The following is a 21,169-nucleotide window of genomic DNA, read 5'->3' as shown; positions in this document are numbered from 1 at the left end:
GTTCAAAGCTTTGTGATACCTGCTTCTTACAACCCTGCCACCGTTTCGCTCTCGCGAAGCAGCTTTTATATATTATCACGCTGTCTCTGTTTTGTCAACAACTTTTTTGTTGTTTCTTTTTCCCAGCCTGCCGTGTTCATCCTTTGATTTCCCCGGCTTGCTTCCGGCTGCGTAATCATCGATTACTGCGTCCCATCGGCGACAGCTTTTATATATTAACACTTACTTTAAGTGGTATCAACTCATAAAACAGGGCATATATCACAAAATAATAAAAATATACACAGATATCTGTCATATGCTTTAATATAATAGTAGATAATAAATAATGCTAGGTTTTCAAATAAGAAAAAGAGGTGATCACATGCCCAAAAATGATAGGAATAAAACATTCACCGAACGGTTATATAAAAATCATGTATTGCCTTTTGGAAGCCTTGGTAAAGTAGAATTGATGGATTTGATGGTTAAAAGGCTTGAAGATCCACCACTAGACGATGAAGAAGAAACGTCAAAGGGCTCTTAAAGAGCCCTTTGACGTTTTCATATAAATATTTATTCTTCTACATCATTTGTATCTTCTTCACCTTCATTTTCATTTACTATCCTAGCTACACTTACTACACTAATACCGTCACCCATTCTCATAAGAGTTACTCCTTGCGTTGCCCTGCCGAGAATACTAATTTCACTAACATTAAGTCGTATTATTGTACCATCTGAGCTGATAAGCATTATATCGTCCTCTTCGCTTACAAGCTTCATACCGGCAATTTTTCCTGTCTTTTCTGTAACCCTATAAGTGAGTATCCCCTTTCCGCCTCTCGACTGTACCTTATACTCGTCAAGCTCGGTCCTCTTACCAAAACCATTTTCGGTCACTACAAGCAAACTTACATTCTCGCTACAAACTTCCATTCCTATTACATAATCGTCGTCGTCCAATTCAATACCCTTAACACCCATCGATACTCTTCCTATTGGTCTTGCATCAGTTTCATTAAATCTAATTGCCATACCGTTTCTTGTAGCTAACATTATGTCTTGATTACCATCGGTAAGCTTAACATCTATCAGTTCATCGTTCTCTCTCAGGGTAACGGCAGCTAGTCCGCCTTTTCTGATATTGTCATATTCCATAAGATTAGTCTTTTTTACAAGCCCGTTTTTTGTTGCCATCATAAGATACAGGCCTTCTTTGTACTCAGCTATAGGTATTACCGTAGTAACCTTTTCATCCGCATCAAGCTGCAGTAGATTTACTATGGCAGTACCCTTTGCCTGTCTTCCTGATTCAGGTATCTCATATGCTTTTAACCTGTATACTCTACCTTTATTAGTAAAGAACATTATGAAATGATGAGTTGATGTTATAAACAGGTTTTCTACAAAATCTTCTTCTCTTGTGCTTAAACCTGTTATTCCCTTTCCCCCTCTTTTCTGGCTCTTATAAGTATCAGCAGGCAGCCTTTTTACGTAACCGAAGTGTGTAAGAGTAATTACACTTTCCTCTTCCGCAATGAGATCCTCAAGATCAATCTCTCCCTGATCTGCAATGATTCTTGTTTTTCTGTCGTTTGCATATTTGTCTTTTATTACTGTAAGCTCGTCCTTGATTATTTTTAAAACGAGAGATTGGTTAGCAAGTACTTCTCTATAGTATTTAATCTTCTCCATAATTTCCTTATATTCATTTTCCAGCTTCTCTCTTTCTAAACCGGTGAGCCTTCCAAGTCTCATATCTACTATAGCTTGGGCTTGCTTTTCACTGAAGCCGAATCTTTCCATCAAGCCTTCCTTAGCGATTGTTTCGGTCTTTGATCCTCTTATGATTCTTATAACTTCGTCCAGGTTATCTATAGCTATCCTTAAACCTTCCAATATATGAGCCCTGGCTTCTGCTTTATCAAGTTCATACTTTGTTCTTCTGACTATTACTTCTTCCTGGTGCTTTATATAGTAGTTTATTGCCTGCCTCAGATTTATTATCCTTGGCTCATATTTCTTATCTTCAGTCTGAACAATGGCAACCATGTTGACACTGAAAGTTTCCTGCATCTGCGTATTCTTATAAAGCTGATTCAACACAACATTGGCATTGGCATCACGCTTAAGTTCTATCACTATTCTTACCGGCTCTTCTCTTCCAGACTCATCTCTAAGATCGGAAATACCTTCAATTCTCTTCTCTTTTACCAGTTCCGCGATCTTCTCTATAAGCCTTGCCTTATTTACTTGATAGGGAAGTTCCGTTACTATTATTCTTTGTTTATTGTTAGTCATCTGCTCTATAGTAGCTTCCGATCTAACGATTATTCTTCCCCTACCTGTTTTATAAGCTTCCCTTATTCCCTGCTTGCCTACAATTGTTCCCGAAGTAGGGAAGTCAGGACCCTTAATGATTTTATTTAAATCTTCTGTTGAAATATCAGGGTTATCTATCACCATTTTTATACCATCTATAACCTCACCAAGGTTATGAGGTGGTATGTTTGTTGCCATTCCTACGGCTATCCCCGTAGAACCGTTGACAAGAAGGTTTGGGAACCTTGATGGAAGAACAACGGGCTCCATTTCATGCTCGTCAAAGTTTGGTTTGAAATCTACTGTATCCTTATTTATGTCACTGAGCATTTCCATAGATATCTTCGAAAGTCTTGCTTCTGTATACCTGTATGCTGCAGGTGAATCACCATCCAGCGAACCGAAGTTTCCATGCCCATCTACCAGTGTGTGGCGTAAAGACCAATCTTGGGCCATACGCACCATACTGTCGTAAACAGCGGCATCACCATGCGGATGAAACCTACCGAGAACATCCCCTACTGTCGTAGCACACTTTCTGTACGCCTTATCCGGTGTAAAGCCTTGAGTAAACATTGAATATAATATACGCCTGTGAACAGGCTTTAACCCATCTCTTACATCTGGAAGAGCACGGTCTATAATAACACTCATAGCATACTCAATAAAGGATTTTTTCATTTCCGTTTCTATATCAACCGGTATTATCTTCTGTTCTTTTACCTCATTTGTATCTGCCATTAAACTTATACCTCTCTTTACTAAGCGTTTTCAGCGTATGCTTCAGGAGGCAGGACAAACTAACTTTATAGTGATAAGATAGACGTAAAGGTAAAAGAAGAAAGCCTTTACCTTTTTCAGATTTCTTAATTTTGTCCATTGCCTATATTATATTTTAATAAACTTTTACAATACTGTCCACTTTTTTGATTATTTATAGTCATACCTTTATAATAGGCTATCTGGTTTAATTCCTTATATCATAATAACAAGGTATAATGATACCAGGATGTATGCCCTTTTTCTAGTAGTATTTCCAATTCTGCACCTGCTTTTACACAAAAATAAAAGAGGATAGCTCATTTTCCGCCATCCTCTGAATTATAATTCCGTTATCCTATTGAGTTTTCTTTTTTTGGTATGCGTACAATAAACTCTATATATTCTCCCCTGTCTATTTGTGCTGCCTTTGCACTTACTCCTGATTTTTTCATAAGCTCAATAGCCTGTCTTATGGTATTAACAAATATTCTTATATCTTTGATAGCCTTTGTGCACTTTTTCTCACTGTTTTTTTCTCTTCCTTCACGGGTGTATCTCTCTATAGCCCTCTCTACAAGATCTTCTGTTTTCTTAACATTTAGCCCTTTTTCACATACATGCTTGAGAACTTTTAATTGAAGCTGCTCATCGTGAAGCTTGAGCAATGATCTTGCATGTCTTTCTGTCAGGTTGTTGTCTGCGATAATCTTCTTAACAAGTGGGGGAAGCTTTAATAGCCTGATTTTGTTTGCAATGGTTGATTGGCTTTTGCCTATCTTCTGTGCAAGCTCCTCCTGTGTAAAATTATGCTCTATGATAAGGTTATTATATCCTTCAGCTTCTTCCATATAACTAAGATCTTCCCTTTGAAGGTTTTCAATGAGGGCTATGACAGCAGAATTATTGTCATCTACATTGACAATAATGGCCGGAATTTCTTTGAGTCCCGCCATTGTTGCAGCCCTCAAACGTCTCTCTCCTGCTACGAGTTCATATGTGTTGCTGGAAATTTTTCTAACATTGATAGGTTGAATAACTCCGTACTGTTTTATTGATTCGCAAAGCTCTTCTAAGGACGCTTTGTTGAACTGCTTTCTGGGCTGATATGGATTTGGCCTTATCCCATCAATGTTTACATAGGTTATGTTTTTTTGTTCTTCTTTTTTCTCTGTCTTTGTAACATGTAATCTATTTTCTAGCATTCCGGCACCATCCTTTGTAAAATTAATATTCTTCAAAAGTAATAAACAAACCTTGGTTTGTTAGAATCAGGGGATAGGAATAATATACCTTTAATGTCATAATTTAATATTCTCCAATTATTACCTATTACCTTTTTTTCTTTTAAAGAATCGTTCGCCAGAAAGCTCTTTTTTACTGCATTTTATCACTTATATCAACGGTTCTTTTGATGGTTTGCCCGCTTTCCTTGGATATTTTGTCGGTGTTTGTCGTAACTTTTTTATTATGATGATATTTCTTTTCATATCACTGAAAGGAAGAGTCAATTCTTTAACCGAATCCAGTTTACCGCCCAGTATGTCCAGAGCTTTGGCAGAAGCATCAACTTCTTCGATATTGCTGCCCTTCATAGCAATGAATATACCTCCAGTCTTAACAAAAGGAAGACAGTATTCAAGCAGCACAGGAAGGTTGGCTACAGCTCTTGCTACAACAATATCGTACTTCTCCCTGTATTCCTGTTTCATTCCGTATTCTTCGGCTCTTCCGTGCAGTGCTCTGATACCTTGAAGCTTCAGTTCTTCGATTACAATATTTAAGTATTTTATTCTTTTTTCTAATGAATCAAATAGAGTTATATCAAGGTTACTCAGGACTATTTTCAGTGGAATACCGGGAAAACCCGCACCAGTACCCACATCCATAACCTTTTTATTGGTATTTTCTAGATATGGGAGTATGCTTAAGGAATCAACAAAATGTTTTATCATAACATCTTTGTCATCTTCAATGGCAGTAAGGTTAATCTTTTCATTCCATTCCTTCAGTAAATCCTTATACTTCATGAAATTTTCTATTTGAAGCTCTGTTAATACAACTTCATACTCTTTTGCTCCCTCAATAAGGAGATTCTTCAAATCTTTTTCCATAACTCACTCCTATCCCTGAAAATTTTATTGAATATAGTTATTATTACTCTATCCTTTTACTTTTCTTTTTAGATACAGATTATCCCAAACTCGGCCTTTTTCCCTCATTTTGTAAGATAGGGATGCAGGGGTAAGTTATTTTCCTCTACGTGCCTGTTCCAGATATACCAAAAGTACAGATATATCTGCAGGAGATACTCCGGAGATCCTAGATGCCTGCCCTACTGAATCAGGCTTTATCTGATTAAGCTTCTGCCTTGCCTCAATCCTTAAACCCTGTATATCATTATAATCTATATTTTTAGGGAGTTTTTTTGTTTCCAGCTTTTTGAACTGTCCAACCTGCATCATCTGTCTTTTTATATAGCCTTCGTACTTAACGGAAATTGCCACCTGTTCTCTTATCGAATAACTTAATTCCGGCCGTTCCTCATCTATCTCTGCTAGGTCATCATAATTAATTTCCGGCCGTCTCAGAAGTTCTACCAGCTTTACACCACTTTTTATAGTTGAACTGTTTTTGCTTTCAAGAAATTTATTAACCTTCTCACTCGGTGGAACAACTGTCTTTTCCAGCCTTTCAATTTCAGAATATATTTTATCCCTTTTATCCACAAATTTATTATATCTTTCTTCAGTTATCAACCCTGTTTCATAGCCTCTGGGGGTAAGTCTCAGATCTGCATTATCCTGTCTCAACAACAGTCTGTATTCAGATCTTGAAGTCATCATTCTATAAGGCTCCTTTGTTCCTTTTGTTATGAGATCATCTATTAAAACTCCTATATAGGCTTCCGATCTATCAAGTATCAAAGGCTCCCTGCCCTTAATCTTCATTGCAGCATTAATACCGGCAATCAGCCCCTGTGCTGCCGCTTCCTCATACCCCGAGCTTCCGTTTATCTGCCCTGCAGCAAATAATCCATCTATATTTTTGAATTCAAGTGACAGTTCGAGCTGAGTAGCGTCAATGCAGTCATACTCTATTGCGTACGCACTCCTCATTACAGATACATTTTCCAGCCCAGGAATTGTTTTCATCATTGCGATCTGCACATCTTCCGGTAAACTGCTGGACATGCCCTGCAAGTACATTTCTTCAGTCCCAAGCCCCATAGGCTCAAGGAATACCTGATGCCTGTCCTTATCGGCAAATCTTACTACTTTATCCTCTATGGAAGGACAATACCTCGGCCCTACCCCTTTAATATCACCACAATATAGGGGAGATCTATGTAAATTCTCTTTTATAATTCTATGAGTTTCCTCCGTAGTATAGGTAAGCCAGCATGATACCTGCTCCCTGTCTATTTCCTCAGTTTCAAACGAGAAAGGAACTACCCTCTCATCCCCAGGCTGTTCTTCCATCTTTGAAAAATCAATACTTCTTCTGTTCAACCTTGCAGGTGTTCCAGTTTTAAACCTATATAGCTCTATACCGTTTTCAACAAGACTGTCTGAAAGCTTGTTTGCAGGGAACAATCCATCCGGTCCCCCACTATAGCTTACATCCCCGATTATTATCCTTCCCTTTAAAAAGGTGCCCGTAGCCAATATTATAGCCCTGCATTTGTATACCGCTCCAGTGTGAGTCTTTACACTTTCGACTCTTCCATCCCTGATCAGCATATCTACTATTTCTGATTGCTTTATATCAAGATTTTCCTGCTTTTCTACTACGTGCTTCATTTCCATCTGATATTTTCTCCTATCAGCTTGAGCACGAAGAGAAAAAACAGCAGGGCCTTTGGCTGAATTAAGTATTTTGGATTGAATAAAAGTCCTGTCAGTGTTTTTTCCCATTTCTCCACCAAGAGCATCTATCTCTCTCACCAAATGCCCTTTTGCAGTTCCCCCTATACTGGGATTACAGGGCATATTTGCTACACTGTCCAGATTTATTGCAAACATTGCTGTCTTGCAGCCAAGCCTTGCTGCAGCAAGAGCGGCTTCACAGCCGGCATGTCCTCCGCCAACTACTACTATATCGTATTCACCAGCAAAATAATCCATTATTGCTCCTCCCCATCGTCATCACAGGCTAAAGGCGACTGTCCACTGCCTGCAAAAAACCTTGTACCGTTTTACTTTCCGATACAAAATCTTTTGAATATTTCATGCATTACATCTTCACTTATTGATTCACCGGTAACCTGCCCCAGATATTCGGCTGCATTTTTTATATCTATTGTTATACAATCCAGCGGCATTCCTGCTTCATAAGCACTACAAGCTTCACATGTACTGCTGATAGCTTTATCGATAAGATCTTTATGCCTGATATTAGTTACAAGTATTTCATTATTTGCATTTATTTCGCCTGTAAAGAACATTCCGCTAATTTCATCCTCAAGTTTGTCTATACCTATATCATTTTTTACCGATGATTTCAATACCTTTCTTCCTGCAAACCTGCTTTCAATTTCATTTATTACAAAATCATCCACAAGATCAATCTTGTTTAGCAAAACTATCAACTTTTTATTCCCGGCTTTTTCAAGTATTTTTAAATCTTCATCATCCATACCCATGCTTGTATCTATGACAATTATAATCAGATCTGCTGCATCTATAGCTTTTTGAGCTCTCTCAACACCTATTCTTTCAACAATATCCTCTGTTTCCCTTATACCTGCCGTATCTGTTATCCTTACAGGTATCCCGTTTATATTTATATACTCTTCAATTATGTCGCGGGTGGTCCCCGGTATGTCAGTAACAATTGCTTTATTTTTTCCTGAAAGTTCATTTAGGAGAGAAGACTTACCTACATTGGGTCTTCCGACTATGACAATATTAATGCCCTCCCTAATAATCCTGCCTTTTTCAAACCCTTTGACTATATCCTGAAGCTTGTTTTTTATCTCCAATGCATTATTATACACTTTTTGCCCCGTTATTTCTTCGATATCATGTTCAGGATAATCGACAGTCACTTCTATATGTGCAATAAGCTCAATGAGTTTTGATCTTACTTCCCTGAGTTTCCTCGACAGTTTCCCCTCCAATTGATCCACTGCAGCCCTTGAGCTTTCATCCGTCTTAGAGTTTATGATATCTATTACGGCTTCCGCCTGAGATAAATCAATCCTTCCATTCAGAAAAGCCCTTTTGGTAAATTCCCCAGGTTCAGCTATCCTTGATCCTTGTTTTATAACAAGCTCAAGTATTTTTTTTATAACCACCATGCCCCCATGACAGTTTATTTCCACTACATCTTCTCTTGTAAAAGTATTTGGCCCTTTCATTTTAGAAATCAATACTTCATCAACAGTATCACCAGTTTTGGGATCTATTAATTTTCCATAGCTTATAGTATGGGATTTAATTTTATCAAAAGAATTTTTCCCTTTAAATAGTTTTGAAGCTATATCAAAGGCTCTGCTGCCGCTTATTCTTATGATGCCGATCCCGCCGGTTCCCTGTGCAGTTGAAATTGCAGCTATTGTATCATCAATGTACATATAAATCTCCTGACTTAAGGCAATAGGATATCTAAAGCAGGTAATAGAAATAGACTTTACAGTCAAGCGTTTTAGGAGCTACAAACTTGCTCAAAAAACAAACTTCCTGAACTATAAAAAATGGCTCAAGAAACCTTCCTCCTGAACCATTAATCATTTCTTATTATTAATTTTTCTATAACCTACAGTTAATAACCTTAGCCCATTTCTATTTTAAGGTTATTACTACCTTCCTGTTTGGTTCATCTCCTACACTATAGGTTTCAACATATCTATTATTTTGCAACGTTGAGTGAATTATTCTTCTTTCATAAGGATTCATCGGCTCAAGAGTAACATTTTTTTTATATTTCATTACTCTCTCTGCAAGCCTGTTTGCAAGCTTTATCAATGTTTCCTCACGTTTTTGCCTGTAGTTTTCTATATCTATTACTACTCTTTTGTAATCTTCATGCCCCTTATTAACTACCAGACTTGTAAGATATTGAAGAGAATCTAATGTTTCCCCTCTTCTACCTATGACAATTCCTATATCTTTTCCGCTAACTTTAAGGAGTATGGACTCATCACTTTCCTGTACGTCTACATCAGCATTTACATTCATTTTTTCAAACACAGAAAGCAGAAATGCTTTTGCTTTATCTGCGGAAGACTCCTTGACGGTGACCTTTATCTTGGCCATTTTATTTCCTATGAGTCCAAAGATACCTTTGTTTCCCTCATCAAGAACTTCTATGTTAACATTGTCTTCCGTAGTTTTTAGTTCTTCCAATGCAAGAGAAATTGCTTCTCTAACAGACTTTGCCGTTTTTTCAATACTATAAGCCATTTATTTCACCACAGCCTCCTTTTTATCCAGGACGTGTTTATTAATATATAACTGCTGTATTATCTGAATCACATAACCTACAGACCAATACAAGCTTAAACCTGCCGGAAATTGGAATGAAAATATAAGGGTCATTAATGGTGCAACATACATCATGGTATTAGAAATTCCTGCCATTTGTGCATTCTGGTTACTCTGGTTTGCTTTTGGCATCGAAATCCTAACTGATAAAAATGTAGTTACAGTAGCGAATATAGGTAATAACAATAATCCTATAGCTTCCCAACTCAGTGTTTCAAGATTTAGTCTCCATGTAGGCACACTACCGAGATTTAATCCGATGAAATGCATACCTTCTTTCAAATCTGCTATTTTCTGAGCAATATCAGGGCTGATTATATTACCTACCTTATCTAATGAAAACTGTTTGATAATATCAATCTGAGGATACCCTGCAGTCTTAGAAATATTAAAAGCAGTCCTGAGAGCTTCAACCTGCTGGTCAGTCACATTAAGCATGTGAGTAAACGGTTTTGTTATTACATACCATAATGAAAAAAGTATGGGCATCTGAATAAGGAGTGGCAGACAGCTTCCTGCAGGATTAACCTTATTTTCCTGATAAAACTTCATCATTTCCATCTGAAGTTTTTCTTTATCGTTTTTATAGCGTTTTTGAATTTCCTGTATCTGTGGCTGTAACTGCTGCATCCTTGCTGTCGAACGATATTGCTTTATAGTTAGCGGTAAAATAAGCAATCTGATAAAAATAGTGAATATAATTATGGCTAAACCGTAGTTATGAAAAGCCATGCTATTATATATGAAATACATAAATTGTCCTAACGGATTTGCAATAAAATTAAGCATTATGTCAATACTCCTTTACTTATAAACAAGAAACACCTTACTTTAAGGACCCTATTTTACAGGATCATACCCTCCGTGATTAAAAGGATTGCATCTGAGCAGCCTCTTTGCCGCCATAAAACTACCTCTTAATGCACCATACTTTTTTACAGCATCAATAGCATACTGTGAGCATGTAGGATAGAACCTGCAGCTTGGTCTTGTTTTTAGTGGAGATAGAACTAGCTGATATATTCTAATTAAAAAAACAAGTATTATTTTAAATATATTCATTAATCCTTTTTCTCCTGAATAAATACATCCAACTTCTTTAGAAGAAATTTCATTTCTCTTTTAATATCGCTGAAAACAGGTATTACATCTGTGTTTCTTGCTACAAAAACGTAATCATATCCTTCTTTAATAGTACTTTCATACATTCTGTAGTTTTCTTTTATCAATCTTCTCAATCTGTTTCTTATTACACTTTTTCCAACTTTTTTGCTGGCCGTAATACCTAATCTATTCATACTAAAATTATTTGCTAATACATATAGAATTATAAATTTTCCAACATAAAACTTTCCTTTTTTATAAATTCTGAGAAATTCATAATTCTTTTTTATTGGAACAGTTTTAATCATATATGGAGCTATCCCTCCGGTCATAATTATTCGGAAAAGAGTCATTGTAAAAAAGCTCCATAGGGATATCACAGCTTAAAGCGCGTTTTTAATATTTATGAGAGGTTATATTTGGTACACATAACTTCCTTTATATTAAAGAAAAAGACCACACTTGTGCGGTCTTACGCTGAAAGCACTTTTCTACCTTTCAATCTGCGTCTTGCTAATACTTTCTTACCATTAGCAGTTTTCATTCTTTTCCTAAAACCGTGTTCTTTTTTTCTTTGTCTATTTTTAGGTTGGTACGTTCTTAACATTAATATACACCCCCGTTCCCTTTCCAACAAATACAACTTTATAGTTTATACCGTTATTATCAAAACTTCATAGTGCTAACAAAGTTTTGATTCGGTACTCAATACGAATATCTTAACAAAATAACCGCATATTCAATATTATTTTTAAAGACACCGAGCTAATTATATATTAAAATAACAATACATGTCAAGAAAGTCTTTTGTGGATAAACATAAAAATATTTCATATTTTTTGTGGATATCTTTTCTATAATTATATTGAATAATCAACAAAAGTCTGATATATTATTAATGCTTGTTGATAACTTATCGTTTTTTTGTATATTATGTGTTAATAACTACAGAATTTATACACAATTTGTTAATAAACTATACAAAAGTTGTTAATAACTTTTGTTAATAACTTTTTATCACAAAATCATAAATTTAATATCATCAGTCTTTAAAAGCCCTGCATAAGGGCTTAATTATACGTAAATGCGTTAATAATTATATATAACAATACTCTTTTGGAGGAAATAGTATGAATACCCAATTATCAGATATATGGCAAAGGACAATGGATTTATTGAAAAACGAGCTTACAGAAATAAGCTTTAATACTTGGATTAAAACCATAGAACCATTATCACTAAATGCAAACTCCATAAATCTGGGTGTTCCCGCAGAATTCAACAAGGGAATTTTAGAATCAAGGTATACGGCATTAATAAAAAACGCAATCAAACAGATTACATCAAAAGAGTACAATGTTAATATAGTAGTCCCATCACAGGATGATACCAAATATAATAACCAATCGGATAATAACCAGAATGATGAACTGGTTGTATCAATATTGAATCCCAAATATACTTTTGATACTTTTGTAATAGGAAACAGTAACCGTTTAGCCCATGCAGCATCCGTAGCAGTAGCCGAATCACCGGCAAAGGCTTATAACCCTCTGTTTATATATGGAGGAGTTGGTTTGGGTAAAACCCACCTTATGCATGCTATAGGACATTATATATTAAGCCAGAATCCATCCTTAAAAGTATTGTATGTATCTTCGGAAAAATTTACAAATGAATTGATAAACGCGATTAAAGACGACAGGAATGAGGAGTTCAGGTCAAAATACAGAAATATTGATATTCTTCTAATAGATGATATCCAGTTTATAGGCGGCAAGGAAAGAACCCAGGAAGAATTTTTCCATACTTTCAATGCGCTATATGAAGCAAACAAGCAAATAATTCTTTCAAGTGACAAGCCTCCAAAGGATATTACTACATTAGAGGACAGGCTCCGCTCAAGGTTTGAATGGGGTCTTATAGCTGATATACAACCGCCTGATCTTGAAACCAGGATAGCTATACTCAGAAAGAAGGCTCAACTGGAAAATCTTGATGTTCCTAATGACGTTATGGTATTCATAGCTGACAAGATAGCTTCAAATATACGTGAACTTGAAGGAGCCCTTAATAGAGTAATTGCATATTCTTCTCTTACCGAACATGAAGTAAGTGTAGAACTGGCAACTGAAGCTTTAAAGGATATTCTGACAGTGGCAAAAGCTAAAGTTATTAACAGTACTGTTATACAAAATGCAGTAGCCAGATACTATGACATAAAGCCTGAAGAGTTCAAGTCAAAGAAGAGGAACAGAGAAATTGCATTTCCAAGACAGATTGCAATGTATCTGTGCAGAGAACTTACCGATATGTCTCTTCCTAAGATAGGTGACGAGTTTGGAGGACGAGATCATACAACAGTAATCCATGCCTTTGACAAGATAACTGAGGATATAAGCAACAACTCAGATACCAGGCGTGCAATAGAAGAACTTAAACGCAACATAGTGGGAAAATAATCTAGTCTTTGTTATTGGTTAATTATAGCAGAATTAGCTATATAAAAATTAAAGTTATTAACAGTTCATGTGGTTATGGGGACAAGTTTGTGTGGACAACTTTAATTTAATAAAACATGTGACTTAACTGTTAATTAATTAGTATATTTAATCAACACATTAATAACAGGCTAAACTAAACAAACATAAACACTGGTACAGGTTATTCACAATATCAACAGTACTTATTACTACTATTACTAAAATTTATTTATATTTATATTAAAGAAAAGTTCGAGCAAAAAGCCGAAAAAACCTAATTCAAATTTACCTTAGCGTGATTGTTAAATATGCAGGAGGTGCATGAAAATGAAAATAATATGCTCTAAAGAGGATTTAATAGAAGGTATTAATATAGTTCAGAAAGCAGTATCAACAAAAACTACTTTACCCATACTTGAGGGAATTTTACTTGACGCAGGTGATAGTTTTAAACTAACAGGAAACGATCTTGAAATTGGTATAGAGTGTTTTGTTGATGCAGACATAAAAAATCAGGGAAAAATTGTCTTAAATTCAAAGATGTTTGGAGATATAGTAAGAAGACTACCCGAATCTGAAGTTTTGATAGAGGTAAAGGAAAATAACCTGGTAGTAATTGAATGCGAAAATTCACATTTTGAGGTAAAAGGCTTACCTGCTGATGGGTATCCTGCTATACCTGAAATAAAGAAAGAAAATGCTTTTAAAGTAAATCAGAAAATGATAAGAGAAATGATAAAGCAGACTATTTTTGCTGTAGGAATTGATGAAAACAGACCTATTTTAACAGGTTCCCTAATAGAATGCAAAAGTAATGAAATTACTTTTGTTTCAATAGATGGTTTCAGGCTTGCTCTTAGGAAAACAGAGATAAGCAATGAAAATGCAAGTTTTAACGTTGTTGTTCCGGGAAAAACGCTTAATGAGATAGTAAAGATACTCCAACCTGTTGATGATGAACTGGTTATTTATAATTCAAACAATCAGATAATGTTTGATATGAAAAAATGCAAGGTTGTATCCAGATTGCTGGAAGGAGAATATCTTAACTACAGGGGAATAATCCCCCAGGAGCATGAAACAAAGGTAAAAGTAAACACAAAGGATATGCTTTCAAGTATAGAAAGGGCTTCATTAATTACTATGGAAGAAAAGAAGTACCCGGTAAAATTCAGTATTAACGATGATAAGATAATTATTTCATCAAATACTGATGTCGGTGCTGTAAGGGAAGAGATCAGAGTGGACATGACAGGTAATAAACTTGATATAGGATTCAATCCCAGATATTTTATAGATGCTTTGAGAATAATAGAAGATGATACTATAGATATATGTTTTACATCAAATATTGGGCCGTGTACTATAAGGCCGGTAAAAGGGGATAATTTCAACTACATGATTCTTCCTGTCAGGACAAGAAACGATTAAAGTATTTAAGAAAGTGAGGGACAGATTAAACTGCATGACAGTTTACTGTCCCTTTTATTTAGCATAATAAATAATATTTGTAAAAGGATAAAAAAATGATATAATGTAAAAATACGAACAAATGTTCGTAAAGGAAGGTGTATATATGGAAACAATTACTATTAATACAGAATTTATAAAATTGGATCAGTTTTTAAAATGGATAGGGGCAGTTGATACAGGTGCTGATGCAAAGAATGTAATTGCAGAAGGGATAGTAAAAGTAAACGGAAATGTAGAAATAAAGAGGGGAAAAAAACTAAGAAGCGGGGATACTGTGGAGATAGAGGGAAAAATATTTAAAATTGGATAAAATGTGTGTTTAGACAAATGTAGTATGGAGGTCTTAATTTGCATATAGAAAAGTTAAAGTTAATTAATTTTAGGAATTATGAAAAGATTGATATAAAATTTGGTAATAACTTTAATATTATTTTTGGAGAAAATGCTCAAGGAAAAACAAATATTCTTGAGGCAATTTTTTTATGTGCATCAGGCAGATCGCACCGTACATCAAAAGACACAGATCTTATTAGAATAAATGAAAGTGGATTTCTTATAAAGGTTGAGTATAAAAAACAGAGTATGGAATCCCAAATAGAAGTGTTATACGAAAAAGAACAGAAGAAAAGGATTAAGATTAATGAAATACCAATAAAAAAGATAGGTAATCTAATAGGGAATTTAAATGCGATAATATTCTCTCCGGAAGATCTTATGATAATTAAAGAAGGTCCTTCCGAAAGGAGAAGATTTATTGACATTACACTAAGTCAGTTAAGGCCATCATATTTTTATGATTTGCAGCAGTATGCAAAGGTACTTCATCAGAGAAACATACTTTTGAAAGATATACAAAAAAACAGAAATTTAATTGATACTTTGGAAGTATGGAATATGAATATGGCAATTATAGGAACAAAAATAATGAAAGTACGCCATGAGTTTATAAAAAAGCTGAATAAATATATAGAGGAAAGCCACAGAAGATTGGCAGGGGGACAGGAAAGTCTAAAAATTAAGTACAGTCCTTCTATAGCAATAAAAGATTTTGATGAAAAGGATATTAAAGAAGAATTCACTAACACACTGAAAAAGAACATTAACAAAGAAATATTAAAACAATCTACATTATATGGCCCACAAAGGGATGATTATGAAATTCGGCTGAATGATATGAGTTTAAAACTCTATGGATCACAGGGGCAACAAAGAACTGCCGTGTTATCTATAAAGCTTGCTGAAATGGAAATAATGAAAGAAGAAATAGGAGAGTATCCTGTTTTATTGTTAGATGATGTAATGTCTGAACTTGATAACAATAGGCAGGAGTATTTGATGGAGAATATGAGACATATACAGACATTCATCACCTGTACAGATTCAGAATTTTTTAAAAAAAGAGATAAAACAGAATACACATTCTTTAATATAAAAAAGGGAGAAGTAACTGAAATAAAGAAGTCTATAGAGGAAAATAATTAACATACAGTAAAAATTTGCACTTATAAGGTAATTAGGATAAAATATATATAGCTAATTGATGTTGGTTAATGGAGGAAAATATGTTTTTGCATATAGGAGGGGATGTAGTAATCCCTGTAAAAAATATAATAGCAATAATGGATATTGAAACTACAACCATATCCAAGGATACGAAAGAATTTCTGAAAATAGCTGAAGAGGAAGGGTTTATAGAAAGTATTTCACACGATTTGCCAAAATCTTTTATTATAACTGAGTATGACAAAAAGAGTAAAATATACCTTTCTCCCATATCTTCGGTTACTCTTCAGAAGAGATCCGGATATATTGATGAAATATCCAATCTGTAAACCTATAGTTATGGATAGAGAAAAATTTGTAATAGTAGATAGAGAATTTGATTTGAAGCGATAAGATAATATTAATAAGTACTTCTGTAATAGGGTTATTGTATTAAGGATAATAGGTTTTGTTAGGAGGATAACATAAAAAATGCTGGAAAATGAAAAAGTAAATGTATCCTATGATGAGAGTCAGATACAGGTATTAGAAGGTCTGGAAGCAGTAAGAAAGAGACCGGGAATGTATATAGGAAGTACCTCTATAAGAGGGCTTCACCACCTTGTCTATGAGATAGTAGACAACAGCATAGACGAAGCTTTGGCAGGATATTGTACTGAAATAGAAATTACTATAAATAAAGATAACTCTATAACAAATATAGATAACGGAAGAGGGATACCTGTCGGAATTCACCCTAAAATGGGAATACCTACTGTAGAAGTAGTTCATACAGTTCTTCATGCCGGCGGAAAATTTGGAGGAGAAGGATATAAGGTATCGGGGGGACTTCATGGTGTAGGAGCTTCAGTTGTAAACGCCCTTTCAGAGTATTTGGAAGTGGAAGTTTCCAGAGATGGTAACATATATAAACAAAGGTATGAAAGAGGAAAAACTGTATCTGAAATTGAAATAGTGGGACATACTGATATAACTGGAACAAAAACTGTATTTAAGCCTGATAACGAAGTCTTTGAAGACCTCGTATTTGATTTTGATACTCTTCTGACTAGATTCAGACAAATGGCTTTTCTGAATAAAGGAATAACTATCAGACTTATTGATGACAGACCTGAAGAAAGAGTAGTTAAAAACCTGCATTATGAAGGCGGTATTATTTCCTTTGTAGAATATATGAACAGAAATAAGGAAGTAATACATCAGAAACCTATATATATAGAAGGTAGTAGAGATACTTCATATGTGGAAATAGCAATGCAGTACAATGATACGTATGTAGAAAATATATATAGTTTCGCGAATAATATAGAAACAACAGAAGGCGGTACTCATATGACCGGCTTCAAGGCTGCAATAACAAAAGTATTTAATGATTATGCAAGAAAATATAATATTATTAAAGATAATGATAAAAATCTTTCTGGAGAAGATGTAAGAGAAGGCTTAACAGCAGTAATCAGTGTAAAGATTTCTGAACCTCAGTTTGAGGGACAGACAAAAACGAAATTAGGAAATAGTGAAATAAGAAGCTTGGTAGAAAATGTAGTTAGTGAAAAGCTCACAGATTTTCTTGAGGAGAATCCATCAATTTCAAAGGTAATTCTTGAAAAGTCTCTTACTGCTGCAAGAGCAAGGGAAGCTGCACGTAAAGCAAGGGAACTGACAAGAAGAAAGAGTGTACTCGAAACAAATACTTTGCCTGGAAAACTAGCAGATTGTTCGGAGAGAGATCCATCATTATGTGAGATATACATCGTAGAGGGAGATTCAGCCGGGGGATCGGCTAAGCAGGGAAGAGAAAGAAGATATCAGGCAATTCTACCACTATGGGGAAAGATGATGAATGTAGAAAAAGCCAGATTGGATAAAGTATATGATAATGAAAAGCTTCTTCCGGTAATAACTGCTTTAGGATCAGGAATAGGTGATGATTTTGATGTATCAAAATTAAGATATCATAAAGTAATAATAATGGCAGATGCTGATGTCGACGGATCACATATCAGAACACTTTTACTTACATTCTTCTTTAGATATATGAAACCACTAGTAGAAAATGGACATGTATATATAGCACAGCCGCCTTTATTTAAAGTAGCAAAAGGTAAGGAAGATTTTTACGCATATAATGAAAAAGAGGTAGAAAAAATAGTAAAGGAAAAAGGATGGAGAAAAGAGGATTGCAGTATACAAAGATATAAGGGTCTTGGGGAAATGAATCCGGATCAGCTTTGGGAAACAACAATGAATCCTGATTCAAGAACAATATTAAAAGTAGAATTGGAAGACGCAGTAGCAGCAGATGAAATATTTACGACACTCATGGGGGATAAAGTTGAACCCCGGAAAGAATTTATACAAGCATATGCAAAGATGGCTGCAAATCTCGATATATAAAAATTAATAATAAATAAAATAAAAATATAAAGCAAGGATAACTCCTTGCTTTATATTTTTCCAGATACTAATAAGACTCCTATGATTATAAATGCAATGCCGGAAAATAGCTGTACATAAAATGCAGGTATAAATTTATTGATAACAGAACCAGCCAAAACTCCTAAAAGAGATGATAAAACTAAAGCACATGCCGAGCCAATAAAAACATACCAGATAGATTTTGATTTAGAAGCAAGAAGCATGGTAGATAATTGAGTTTTATCTCCGAGTTCTGCAAGAAAAACAAGTAAAAAGGTCGAGATTATAGTTTTATACATTTATTCGTCTCCCATATTCTTATTGTCTCTAATATTATTCAAAACATTATATTCAGTAATTTGTAAAATATACATTGTTTCACGTGAAACATTTTTGAAACAGTGATAAATAAAGGCTTATATGGCATAGGTATTTTTTATCTATTTACTATTAATTTTTCCGATCTATAACTACAATTTATTAAAATTATCCAGACTATGAAAAATCGGACTTTGTGTTCGTAAGTACTTTTGTTGCGGCTCGTGAAGTACTATGATATAATCATTTAAGTGACCTAAAGAAAAACAAGAATTACAGTTTTTATAGAATTAAGGAGTGTGAGGTTGTGGCAAAAGTAATTGCAATAGCAAACCAAAAGGGTGGGGTAGGAAAAACTACAACGGCAGTTAATCTTAGCTCATGCCTGGCCTATAAAGGCAAAAAGGTTCTTGTTATTGATATAGATCCACAAGGTAATACTACAAGTGGTCTTGGAGTAGATAAAAAGGCAGTAGAGAAATCAATATATGACGTATTAATAAATGATGTAGAAGTAGAGTCTACTTTAATAAATACAGCCATTGATAATTTAAAACTGTGTTCTTCTAATATCCAACTTGCTGGTGCGGAAGTTGAACTTGTTTCTGTGATCTCAAGAGAGAATAGAATGAAAATGGCTTTAAGCGATATAAAAAAAGAATATGATTTTGTTATAATAGATTGTCCACCTTCACTTGGTCTTTTAACTGTAAATTCACTTACTGCCGCTGATACTATTCTAGTACCTATACAGTGTGAATATTATGCCTTAGAGGGGTTAAGCCAACTTATGAATACAGTGAAACTTGTACAGAAGCATCTTAATCCGAGTCTGGATGTAGAGGGAGTAGTACTAACAATGTTTGATGCACGTACAAATCTCTCTTTGCAGGTAGTAGAAGAAGTAAAAAAATATTTCAGAAACAAAGTATATAGGACTATAATTCCGAGAAATGTAAGATTAAGTGAAGCGCCAAGTTTTGGGCTACCTATCATATTATACGATCCAAAATCAAAAGGTGCTGAATGTTATCTTGAGTTAGCCCAAGAGGTTATTGATTATTCTGAGGAGGATACTAAGGTATGATGAAAAAAGGTCTTGGAAAAGGTCTTGGGGCTTTAATTACTTCTGCAAATAATGAAAATGAAGAATCAGGAATTTTAGAACTAAAAATTAATGATATAGAACCTAATGTAAATCAACCAAGAAAACACTTTAATGATGAGAAGCTTACCCAGCTGTCTGAATCTATAAAGCAGCATGGGATAATGCAGCCAATAATAGTAAAAAAAGAGCAGGAAACTTATAGAATAGTAGCTGGTGAAAGAAGATGGAGAGCAGCGAGACTTGCTGGTCTTACTAAAGTGCCGGTAATTGTAAAAGAACTTTCAAATAAACAGGTAATGGAAATAGCATTAATAGAAAATCTTCAAAGAGAAGACTTGAATGCAATAGAAGAAGCAGAAGCTTATGATAAACTTATAAAAGAATTCAATATGACACAGGAAGAAGTCTCTGCAGCTGTAGGAAAAAGCAGGTCTGCAATAGCGAATTCGACAAGGCTTTTAGGATTGTATGATAAAGTAAAGGGATATGTAATAAGTGGAGATCTAAGCAGTGGACATGCCCGGACTTTAATAGTAATTGAAGATAAGGAATTGCAGCAAAAAGTTGCTGAAGAGATAATAGATAAAAACTTAAATGTAAGAGAAACAGAAAAACTTGTAAAGAAGTACCTTACTAAAAAAACTGTAAAGAAGACTGAAAAAAGAAGCATAGAAATGGATGAAATAGAGGACAGGCTAAAAAATATTTTTGGAACAAAAGTACAGCTATTATCTAATAATAAAAAAGGTAAAATACTTATAGAGTATTACTCAAATGATGAATTAGATCGAATATTGGAATTATGTGGAAAATTTTATCAAAATTAGGTACCTCCTAAAATTGTTTTAAAAGGATTATTAGATATGGGGTAATATGGTTTTTCATACAAATGGTAAAATTGATTTAAAAGGAAAATAGGACGTAATACGGAAAGTTCGAAAGAGAGAAGAAAATATTACTCTATCTATTATAATATTAATTTGTATGAAACTAATTTATAGGTGTAAGGGTTTTATTAGTTACTTTTAGTTTAAAGAATTTTTATTGCATGCAGCTAGAATTATAAGTTACATAAATATGATCTTATGAAAATAATTAAATGAGTATTATTTAGATGCTTTTTCAAAGATATATATTTAAATTGTGGCTGACTTTATTTACCGGCATAAAACCTGGCGATGAATAAGTGTTTCACGTGAAACAAGTACTTA

General features: G+C 34.5%; 20 protein-coding genes. 9 read left to right on the top strand and 11 right to left on the bottom strand.

Annotated elements, in window-relative coordinates; translation table 11 throughout:
• The first annotated feature begins 328 nt into the window (after nucleotides 1–328).
• On the top strand, nucleotides 329–526 hold the full coding sequence (locus N3I35_02725; GenBank protein ID MCX8128996.1) for a hypothetical protein: 198 nt from the start codon (nucleotides 329–331) through the stop codon (nucleotides 524–526).
• Nucleotides 527–555: 29 nt separating this feature from the next.
• Here N3I35_02725 and gyrA read toward each other — a convergent pair whose 3' ends face one another.
• From gyrA to rpmH, 10 genes are all read right to left on the bottom strand, one after another.
• Nucleotides 556–3,045 carry a DNA gyrase subunit A gene (gene gyrA, locus N3I35_02720; protein ID MCX8128995.1) on the bottom strand — a complete coding sequence of 830 codons (2,490 nt, stop codon included), beginning with the start codon at nucleotides 3,043–3,045 and terminating at the stop codon, nucleotides 556–558.
• Nucleotides 3,046–3,416: 371 nt separating this feature from the next.
• Entirely contained in the window at nucleotides 3,417–4,268 is an 852-nt protein-coding gene (gene noc, locus N3I35_02715; protein ID MCX8128994.1) for a nucleoid occlusion protein, read from the bottom strand.
• 189 nt (nucleotides 4,269–4,457) lie between these two features.
• A complete protein-coding gene (rsmG, locus tag N3I35_02710; protein MCX8128993.1) occupies nucleotides 4,458–5,177 on the bottom strand; it encodes a 16S rRNA (guanine(527)-N(7))-methyltransferase RsmG in 720 nt (239 codons plus the stop codon).
• A 135-nt stretch (nucleotides 5,178–5,312) separates the two neighbouring features.
• Complete coding sequence (mnmG, locus tag N3I35_02705; GenBank protein ID MCX8128992.1) at nucleotides 5,313–7,190, bottom strand: tRNA uridine-5-carboxymethylaminomethyl(34) synthesis enzyme MnmG; 1,878 nt, start codon at nucleotides 7,188–7,190, stop codon at nucleotides 5,313–5,315.
• Nucleotides 7,191–7,261: 71 nt separating this feature from the next.
• On the bottom strand, nucleotides 7,262–8,641 hold the full coding sequence (mnmE, locus tag N3I35_02700) for a tRNA uridine-5-carboxymethylaminomethyl(34) synthesis GTPase MnmE (protein MCX8128991.1): 1,380 nt from the start codon (nucleotides 8,639–8,641) through the stop codon (nucleotides 7,262–7,264).
• 208 nt (nucleotides 8,642–8,849) lie between these two features.
• Entirely contained in the window at nucleotides 8,850–9,470 is a 621-nt protein-coding gene (locus N3I35_02695) for a protein jag (GenBank protein MCX8128990.1), read from the bottom strand.
• Nucleotides 9,471–10,340: a YidC/Oxa1 family membrane protein insertase gene (locus N3I35_02690; protein MCX8128989.1), complete on the bottom strand. Its 870-nt coding sequence runs from the start codon at nucleotides 10,338–10,340 to the stop codon at nucleotides 9,471–9,473.
• Nucleotides 10,341–10,391: 51 nt separating this feature from the next.
• Nucleotides 10,392–10,607 carry a membrane protein insertion efficiency factor YidD gene (gene yidD, locus N3I35_02685; GenBank protein MCX8128988.1) on the bottom strand — a complete coding sequence of 72 codons (216 nt, stop codon included), beginning with the start codon at nucleotides 10,605–10,607 and terminating at the stop codon, nucleotides 10,392–10,394.
• Between the two features lie 5 nt (nucleotides 10,608–10,612).
• A complete protein-coding gene (gene rnpA / locus N3I35_02680; GenBank protein MCX8128987.1) occupies nucleotides 10,613–10,963 on the bottom strand; it encodes a ribonuclease P protein component in 351 nt (116 codons plus the stop codon).
• Nucleotides 10,964–11,127: 164 nt separating this feature from the next.
• The gene (rpmH, locus tag N3I35_02675; protein ID MCX8128986.1) at nucleotides 11,128–11,262 is read right to left on the bottom strand and encodes a 50S ribosomal protein L34; all 135 of its coding nucleotides are present in this window, start codon (nucleotides 11,260–11,262) and stop codon (nucleotides 11,128–11,130) included.
• Nucleotides 11,263–11,785: 523 nt separating this feature from the next.
• Here rpmH and dnaA point away from each other — a divergent pair.
• The 6 genes from dnaA (at nucleotide 11,786) to gyrB (ending at nucleotide 18,511) form a co-directional block, all read left to right on the top strand.
• Complete coding sequence (gene dnaA / locus N3I35_02670) at nucleotides 11,786–13,117, top strand: chromosomal replication initiator protein DnaA (GenBank protein ID MCX8128985.1); 1,332 nt, start codon at nucleotides 11,786–11,788, stop codon at nucleotides 13,115–13,117.
• 348 nt (nucleotides 13,118–13,465) lie between these two features.
• The gene (gene dnaN, locus N3I35_02665; protein ID MCX8128984.1) at nucleotides 13,466–14,569 is read left to right on the top strand and encodes a DNA polymerase III subunit beta; all 1,104 of its coding nucleotides are present in this window, start codon (nucleotides 13,466–13,468) and stop codon (nucleotides 14,567–14,569) included.
• Between the two features lie 145 nt (nucleotides 14,570–14,714).
• A complete protein-coding gene (gene yaaA, locus N3I35_02660; GenBank protein ID MCX8128983.1) occupies nucleotides 14,715–14,921 on the top strand; it encodes a S4 domain-containing protein YaaA in 207 nt (68 codons plus the stop codon).
• Between the two features lie 38 nt (nucleotides 14,922–14,959).
• Nucleotides 14,960–16,093, top strand: coding sequence for a DNA replication/repair protein RecF (gene recF, locus N3I35_02655; protein MCX8128982.1), 1,134 nt, complete (start codon nucleotides 14,960–14,962; stop codon nucleotides 16,091–16,093).
• 80 nt (nucleotides 16,094–16,173) lie between these two features.
• Nucleotides 16,174–16,443: a DUF370 domain-containing protein gene (locus tag N3I35_02650; GenBank protein ID MCX8128981.1), complete on the top strand. Its 270-nt coding sequence runs from the start codon at nucleotides 16,174–16,176 to the stop codon at nucleotides 16,441–16,443.
• A 142-nt stretch (nucleotides 16,444–16,585) separates the two neighbouring features.
• Nucleotides 16,586–18,511 carry a DNA topoisomerase (ATP-hydrolyzing) subunit B gene (gene gyrB, locus N3I35_02645; GenBank protein ID MCX8128980.1) on the top strand — a complete coding sequence of 642 codons (1,926 nt, stop codon included), beginning with the start codon at nucleotides 16,586–16,588 and terminating at the stop codon, nucleotides 18,509–18,511.
• A gap of 50 nt (nucleotides 18,512–18,561) precedes the next feature.
• Here gyrB and N3I35_02640 read toward each other — a convergent pair whose 3' ends face one another.
• Nucleotides 18,562–18,831, bottom strand: coding sequence for a TMEM165/GDT1 family protein (locus tag N3I35_02640; GenBank protein ID MCX8128979.1), 270 nt, complete (start codon nucleotides 18,829–18,831; stop codon nucleotides 18,562–18,564).
• 326 nt (nucleotides 18,832–19,157) lie between these two features.
• Here N3I35_02640 and N3I35_02635 point away from each other — a divergent pair, with 326 nt between their 5' ends.
• Nucleotides 19,158–19,937: an AAA family ATPase gene (locus N3I35_02635; protein MCX8128978.1), complete on the top strand. Its 780-nt coding sequence runs from the start codon at nucleotides 19,158–19,160 to the stop codon at nucleotides 19,935–19,937.
• Nucleotides 19,934–20,785 carry a ParB/RepB/Spo0J family partition protein gene (locus N3I35_02630; GenBank protein MCX8128977.1) on the top strand — a complete coding sequence of 284 codons (852 nt, stop codon included), beginning with the start codon at nucleotides 19,934–19,936 and terminating at the stop codon, nucleotides 20,783–20,785. Before N3I35_02635 ends, N3I35_02630 begins: the two co-directional genes overlap by 4 nt.
• Nucleotides 20,786–21,169 lie beyond the last annotated feature (384 nt).

Source organism: Clostridia bacterium (genome assembly GCA_026414765.1).
Classification (GTDB): domain Bacteria; phylum Bacillota; class Clostridia; order Acetivibrionales; family DSM-27016; genus SKW86.
The sequence above is the reverse complement of the archived record's forward strand: the minus strand, read 5'-3'. Positions and strand labels throughout refer to the sequence as shown.